This is a genomic window from Actinoplanes sp. ATCC 53533, assembly GCF_003947245.1.
Window position 1 is genome coordinate 1 of record NZ_QHHV01000272.1, and the last position, 7,128, is coordinate 7,128.

7 protein-coding genes are annotated in these 7,128 nt (G+C 71.1%); all 7 read right to left on the reverse strand.

The genetic code is table 11. From position 1 onward, the window contains the following. Positions 1–285 precede the first annotated feature (285 nt). Complete coding sequence (locus DMB66_RS52905) at positions 286–807, reverse strand: topology modulation protein (RefSeq protein WP_125811642.1); 522 nt, start codon at positions 805–807, stop codon at positions 286–288. A gap of 16 nt (positions 808–823) precedes the next feature. Continuing rightward, on the reverse strand, positions 824–955 hold the full coding sequence (locus DMB66_RS65455; RefSeq protein WP_255441514.1) for a hypothetical protein: 132 nt from the start codon (positions 953–955) through the stop codon (positions 824–826). Further along, entirely contained in the window at positions 952–2,253 is a 1,302-nt protein-coding gene (locus DMB66_RS52910) for an MFS transporter (RefSeq protein WP_233625473.1), read from the reverse strand. The genes DMB66_RS65455 and DMB66_RS52910 overlap by 4 nt, the downstream gene beginning before the upstream one ends. After that, positions 2,250–3,044, reverse strand: coding sequence for a CDP-alcohol phosphatidyltransferase family protein (locus DMB66_RS52915; protein WP_125811643.1), 795 nt, complete (start codon positions 3,042–3,044; stop codon positions 2,250–2,252). Before DMB66_RS52915 ends, DMB66_RS52910 begins: the two co-directional genes overlap by 4 nt. Beyond that, a complete protein-coding gene (locus DMB66_RS52920) occupies positions 3,041–3,814 on the reverse strand; it encodes a nucleotidyltransferase domain-containing protein (RefSeq protein WP_125811644.1) in 774 nt (257 codons plus the stop codon). Before DMB66_RS52920 ends, DMB66_RS52915 begins: the two co-directional genes overlap by 4 nt. Continuing rightward, complete coding sequence (locus DMB66_RS52925; protein WP_125811646.1) at positions 3,811–5,637, reverse strand: ABC transporter ATP-binding protein; 1,827 nt, start codon at positions 5,635–5,637, stop codon at positions 3,811–3,813. Before DMB66_RS52925 ends, DMB66_RS52920 begins: the two co-directional genes overlap by 4 nt. 1,033 nt (positions 5,638–6,670) lie before the next feature. Beyond that, positions 6,671–7,128, reverse strand: a 458-nt coding sequence (locus DMB66_RS52930) for a creatininase family protein (protein WP_148112873.1), incomplete at its 5' end; no start/stop codon positions are given.

The following is a 7,128-nucleotide window of genomic DNA, read 5'->3' on the forward strand; positions in this document are numbered from 1 at the left end:
ATCCGGTCGGCGTCGGTGAACAGCAGGAAGACGTCCACCGGATGGTGCGGTGGCGGCCCGGCCGGCTCAAGCCGGTGCGGATCAGTCAACGTCATCTCTCCTTCAGCGGTAGGCGCTCGGCAGATTCAGGGCTCCTGTCCTGGGATGGTGCGCTGCCCTGGTGTATCGCTCCTCGGTGACGTCGGCCGGCACGGGAAGGCCACCCCGGAGGCGTGGCCGCCAACTCCTTGATCAGCAACGTGGCGGCCGTGGTGGCTCGGCCGTCGCTGGGGCGAGACAGGTCGTTCACGGTGCGCCGCCGGTGTGGCGGGTGAGCCGGTCGATGTACCGGTCGGCCTGCGCATGGCTGGCCAGGTGCACGACCTGATCGCCATGGAAGTGCTCGGCGATACATGCCCGCACGCGCGGCAGCTGCGTGCGCCGGTACCGGTAGGCCACATACCAGAGGAAGTCGAACGTGATCCGATCATGCACACCGTCGCGATGCCGGCCGCCCCGGTAGCGCCACCGCCGCCGCAGGATGCCCCACAGGCACACCAGCGGCGGCGGGTCGACGATGATCACCGTGTCGGCCGCGGCCAGCCTCACCGGCATCGACCGCAGCGAGTTACCGTCGATGATCCATCGGTCCCCGGCGACGATCTCCCGCTGCCGGGCGGCGTACACCTCTTCGGGAACCAGTGCCCAGGTGTCGGTGTAACGCAGCGCGTCCAGGTAGGTCACCGGGATGCCCAGGACAGGGCCGAGCTGGTTGGCCAGGATGGTCTTTCCGGCTCCGCCGTTGCCGACGATGGCGATGCGCTGCACCGGTGATCGCCTCCTGTCAGATGCTGGGGTCGGCGTGGTAGGCGAGCAGCGCGTGCACGTTGCCCGCGGCGGGACTGATCGCGCGTTCGATGGTGTCGCCGTGCCGGCGAGGCCGCGCGAACCGGCCATGCTGCATCGGGTCGCTCACGGCTGGGCTCCCGTCGTCTGGCCTGGCCCGATGCTCACGGCCGGCTCTGGGGTGGTCCAGCTGCGCCAGGGCAGCACGACCATGCTGGCCAGCAGTACCCCGGCCAGAGCGAGCAGCGCGGCACGGGCGCCGACCGCCGCAGCGGCCACGCCGGCAGCCGCGATGACGATGGGCTGGGCGACCTTGCTGCTGATCGCCCACGCGGCGGTCACCCGGGCCAGGTAGCCGTCGGCGACCGCCCGCATCCGATGGGTGGTGAACGCGGGGTTGAAGATCCCGGCGCACAGCAACAGCAGGGTGTCCGCGGCGATGATCAGCACCAGGCCGGCCGAGGTGCCCGGCGCGAACGGGATCGCGGCCATCCACAGGCACCGGGCCGCGCCGGCGATCAGCAGCGTCGGCATCAGCCCGGCCCGGCGGATGATCCGTGGCGCCAGCACCGATCCCAGGACCCCGGCCGCGCACGGCACCCCGAGGGCGAGGCCGTACTGCGCCGGGCTGAACCCGAGGTCGCGGAGCATGAGCACGGCGATCAGCGGCGTGGACGCGACGATGCAGCCGCCGAAGAGCAGTGCGTGCCCGAACAGTCGGAACAGGACCGGGTGGGCGGCGATGTGCCGCCACCCCGCGGTCATCTCCGCTATCGAGTGCCGGCCGCGCTCCGGGACGGCGGGTGCGGGTTCACGGTGCCGGATCCGGCCCAGCGTGAGCGCCGACAGCAGGAAACTGGCCGCGTCGACCAACAGCGCGGCGAGCGCGCCGAGCCAGGAGACCAGCATCCCACCGGCCGGCGGGCCGACCGTGCCGGCGGTCCACATGGTGCTCTCCCACCGCGCGTTGACCAGCACCAGATGCTCGCCGGGCACCAGCGACTTCAGGAACGCGGTGCTCGCTGCCGAGGACAGAATCGTCCCGACCGTCTGCGCGGCGGCCACCAGACACAACTGTCCGAAAGTCAGCCCGCCGGCCCAGGCGGCGACCGGGACGCTGAGCAGGGTGACACCGCGCAGCAGGTCCGCGCCGACCATGACCGGGCGTTTGCGGTGGAACTCGACCCACGGCCCCAGCGGCACCACCGCCACGGCACCGGCGACCCCCGCGACCGCGGCCAGCAGCGAGATCTGCCAATCCGAGGCATCCAACAGCAGAATCGCGACCAGCGGCAACGCGCCGGCGCCGATACCGCTGCCGGCCTGCGACATCGCGTACGCGGCCCACGCCTGCCGTACCTGTCGGCCACGACGGCGTGGCGTCGGAACCGCCACGGGCATGGTGTCCGGGTGGGGGTCAGTGGTCACCGTTCCGCTCCCCGTCCGGGTCCGGTTGCGGTGTTCCTGTCGGACCCTGGTGCGGGTGTCGCACGCCCGGCGCCGGTCGAGGCGGCGCGGGTGGACTGGAGGATGCTCGCGGCCAGGAATCCGCCGTTGATCAGGGTGAAACCGGTCATCAGCCAGGTCAGCTGGTCAGGCGCGACGGCGAGAGTGCCGGCGATGACGGTGAGCACGAAGCCGTAGTCACGGGTCAGCTTCACCGCCTGCACCGGCCAGCCGGCAGAGACCAGCAGGCTGGTGTTGCGGCCGTCGCGGGCCATCACGGAGGTGACCAGGTTGACCATCCACGTGCCGGCGAACGCCACGGGCAGCCACACCGGCACCCCCGGTCGGCTGGCTGCGGCGGCCACTGCGGTCGCGGTGACCAGCATGATCTGCACGCCGATGTCGCAGAGCACGTCCAGGCGGGCTCCGGCAGTCGTGCTGGTGCCGGTCACTCGCGCCAGTTGCCCGTCCGCGCAGTCACAGCAGTACGCGGCCAGCCACAGCAACCAGGCGACCATCGCGGCTGCCGCACCCGGTGCCTGACCTGCGCTGATCGTCGGGGCGGCGGCGATCACCAGGACGGATCCGGCGCAGCCGAGCAGCAGGTTCGCCAGCGTCAGCGCGGTCGGCCGCAGCCGCATCCGGTACGCGAACACGCACCACCGGGCTGCCACCGGATAGTTCACCCGACGGGTGAACAACCCCGCATCCGGCCGGGCTTGCGCCCGGAACTCTGCCGACGCTGGTACCCGGCCTTCCCGCTCACCGGTCACCGGACCTCCCCGCCCGCGGCCGACGACCCCGCCCGAATCGGCGTGCCGGACGGGTGCTCGGCGACATCGATCAGCCGGTGCGCTGCGGCGACCGCGGCTCGCAGATGCGGGTGAGCCTTCGCGTCGACGCGATCGGCAAGGATGCTGCGCAGCAGGGCGGTATCGGTACCGGCCGGTCGGACCTGCATCTGCCGGAGGACTGCCGCGTGCCGTTCGTGGTCGCCGCGGGCGAGATGCTTCGCGGCGAGTTGCACCAGCATCAGCGCGGTCTCCGGCTGGTACGGGTCACTTGCCTGGGTGTCGCCGTTGGGGTGCTGGCTGAGCAGCGGCAGGAAGTCGAGGCCACTGCGCGGCGGCCGAACATCGCCGCGCTGATACAGCAGCCGGGCGGTGGCGGACATCGTGGCGGTCACGGTCGGCCACAGGTAAAGATCGACCAGGACCGGCAGCGCCACCAACTCAAGGCACACCGACCGGAAAGCACCACCGGCCGGCGCGTTCTTCGGCTTGTCGCGGGTATAGAGCAGGCCGCCCGGCAGCCCCAGCCCGGAAACCGGGTCGGCGAACACCTCGGGCGGCACCGAACCGCCGACGGCCACCACCAGGTCGATGTCGCTGAGCGCATCGGCGTCGCCGCGCCCCAGCGAACCCTCCACCCACACCGCATCCACGAACCGGTGCGAGGCGATGACATCAAGTGCCTCGTCCAGCCAGCCCGCACGGGCGGCAGCCAGCCGGGCGAGCGCACCGGCGGCGGCGGTCCTGTTCATGCGGCACCGGCATCGGACGCACCAGCGGCGGGCTCGCTGCGGTAGCCGGCCGCCTGCAACGTGAACAGCCGCCGATAGAGGCCGCCGGCGGCGATCAGTTCGGTGTGGGTGCCGGTCTCGACCACCGCTCCGCGGTCGAGGACGATGATCTGGTCGGCGTGGGTGATGTTGGCCAGCCGATGGGTGATCAGGATCGTTGCCTGCTTGCCTTGCCGGTCGCGTAATGCCTGGAACAGGGTGTCCTCGGCGACCGGGTCGAGCGCCGACGACGGCTCATCCATGATCAGTAGCGGGGCGTCGCGGTAGAAGCCCCGCGCGGCGGTCACTCTCTGCCACTGCCCCCCGGACAGGTCCTCGCCGCCGCGGAACGTCTTGTTCAGCAGGGTGTCGTAGCTGCTGCCGAGTTCCTCGATCATGTCGTGGGCCGCGGCCCGGACGGCGGCGGCCTGGATGCGCTGCGGGTCCTCGCCGCTTGCGGTGTCGCCCATCGCGATGTTCGTGGCCACACTGAGCGACCACTTGTGGAAGTCCTGCCGGACCACGGCGATGTGCCGGCGCAGTCCCTCGCCGTCCCACTCGGCCAGCTGGCAGCCGTTCCAGGTGATGCTCCCGGCGGTCGGCTGCCGCAGCCCGGCGATCATCGCGGCGAGGGTGGTCTTGCCCGAGCCGTTCTCCCCGACCAGCGCGACCGTCTGCCCGGCGCGGATCGTGAACGTCACCTCGTCGACCGCCGGCCGGTCCCTACCCGGATAGTGCAAGGTGACCGCCTGCACGCTCAACTCGGCCAGGCCGTCGGGAACCGGCAAACCGTCCGGCCGGGCGGGCAGGTAATCCTGCGCGGTCGTCAGGAACCGCAGGTACTCGTTGAAGAACTGCCCGGCCGCGTACACCCTGTCGACCTGGAAGGTCACCTGCGACAGCGCCTTCTGTGCCGCCTGCACCGCGACCACACACGTCGCCGCCGCAGCGAGGGGGATCCGCCCGCCCAGCAGCAACGAGCCCAGCAGCAGGTACACCCCGAGCAGACAGACCCCGCCGACGGCCGCGCCGATACTGGTGGTCGTCGTGACCCGGCGGGCGACCGCGAGTTCCTCCGCGGTCTGCGCGCCCATCACCCGCGCGTGCATCCGCAGCAGGAAGTCGCGTAGCCCGTACGAGCGCAGCTCCGGCGCCGACGCCCGCTCGGCCATCAACGTCTGCAGCACCCACTGCCAGCGCCGCCGCGTCGAGCTGGCCAAATAGCTCTTGAACCGCTCGTGCCCGGCCCGCAACGCCGCATACGCGGTCGGCACGGTCGCGACCAGCAACGCGAACAGCAGCAGCGGATGGACCGTCACCACGGCCACCGTCACCGCCGCGAGACTCACCAACCCGGCGAACAGGTTCATCACGTTCTGCACCAGTTCCATGGCGGCCTCCGCGCCGCGGGTGGCTCGCTCCATCCCCTCGGCGAACTGGTCGTCGTCGAACGCCGCCAGCTCCACCGCCGTGGTGTGCTCGAACAACTCCTGCTCCACCAACTGCGTCACCCGCGGGGTCAGCCCGTTGAGCGCATACCCGACCGCCATCCCCAGCCCGCCCCGGACCGCGGTCGCCGCGGCCAGCCACACCAGGGCCGGCAACGCCGCCCGTACCCGATCCCCGGTGGGGCCCCCCTCGAACAGCTGGATCAACACCCGCTGGGTGGCCAGCAACCCGAACGCCGCCATCACGCCCGAGACCAGCGTCGCGATGACCACCGTCGCGGTCCGCGCCCGGTCGGCGCGCCATGCCACCCGCACCGCCCGGGACGCCAGCCCCGGCAACTCGGTGAACACCCCCATCAGACCCGCTTGCGCGCGGGCGCGGATCCCGGTCTCCCACCAGGACGGCTTCAGTTCCGGCAGCACCCATTCCGGCCCGGCCCGACCCGGCTGCACCGGAACCCCCGCGTCCGCACGCTGCTGATCCGTTGTCGCGCTCACCCGCAGTCTCCTCCTCGCGATCGGCCGGACAAACAAGCACGTGAATCTCGACGAGGGCTGGTCATCGCATAGCAGTACCGAGCCGACATGGCCCGAGGCGACCCGCCGCGCGCAGCCGGTCGCCGGGCCGGGCGGTTTGCTCGCCCGTCCGAAGGACCCCGCCGTATCCCCAACCCGCCACCCCGGAATCGGCAGCACATCGATGCGACGCTGGTCGATCGCTGCGCCCGCCGGTCGCGCGGCGGCGGGTGTCTACCGGCGTGACCTGCCCGGCCGACGGCAGCAGCCCCGCAACGTTGCGGCGCCCTGCTGTGCTTGGCCCCGACTGCATCCTCACCGATGCGTCGGCAGCGCCGGCGGGCATGCTGTGCGGCGTCGGCGTTCGACCGGCCATCTGGGCATGGTGACCGGGTGGGTCCGGTCGCTTCCCGCGACCAGTGAACGGCGGGGCGGAACGGCGCGCGATCGACGACCTCCGTCATGCAGGTATGCGGTGGGAAGCACGGTCGCCCGAACGTGGAACTAGATGGCTGCCCAGACGCGGTGGGTAGCGCAGAGCCAATCGGAGTACGGACGACAATAGATCTTGATCTGTCCCCATCGAACCGTGCGCGGGTCGATGTCGGGAAGTCGCGCTGGGCGACTCCGACAATCTGCTGACATCCGTGCGTGGTGGGATGTCCTCCCGGCCGTTCCCGGCGTGGTCGAGAGCCGGCTATGCGGAGCCAGGAGTGTCGGGGGGATCGGTGATCAACTGACCAGCCTCGCCGCTGAGGAGTCGGCTCCGCCGGGGCCCCCTCTGGGGAAACCATCGGCCCGTCCGCGATCTACGCCGTGCTGTGCGGATCGGGGGCGGGACCGGGGTCTGCCGCGGTGACGTCTGGCGCAGGTGTCAACTCCGCCGGCCGTTGCGCAGGACGGCGAGGGTGCCGGCAAAGGAGTCCGTCAAGCTCTCCAGCACCGCCTTGCCCTTGGCCGCTGTGGCCTGCGAAGGGCTGCCGATCACGCCGGTGGAGGTGTATCCCCGCATGCCGAGCACGAGGAGGTCGGGCCGCTCGGCGACATGGTCGGCGTCCTGGAACCCGTCACGGACCAGGTCGGGACACAGATGCAGGAGCAACGAGGTCTCGATCTCGCCAGCATGCATGTCGTCGTGGCCGCTGCTGACCAGACCGGCCTGCTGGCGTGCCGTTTCCCAGTCCTCGCGTCCCGGGTACAGCGCCATGCGACGGGACTCCGAATTTGCCTCCTGAACAGTGTTCGACAGGACATAGTTGCCGCCATGCCCGTTCACGACGACCAGCTGGTCTACACCGGAGCGCCGCAGCGATTCGGCGACGTCGGTGACGA

Bases quoted from the DNA above. Each gene is read 5' to 3' on its own strand.
- DMB66_RS52925 (WP_125811646.1), bottom strand. From the start codon at position 5,637: ATGGGGGTGTTCACCGAGTTGCCGGGGCTGGCGTCCCGGGCGGTGCGG.
- DMB66_RS52920 (WP_125811644.1), bottom strand. From the start codon at position 3,814: ATGAACAGGACCGCCGCCGCCGGTGCGCTCGCCCGGCTGGCTGCCGCC.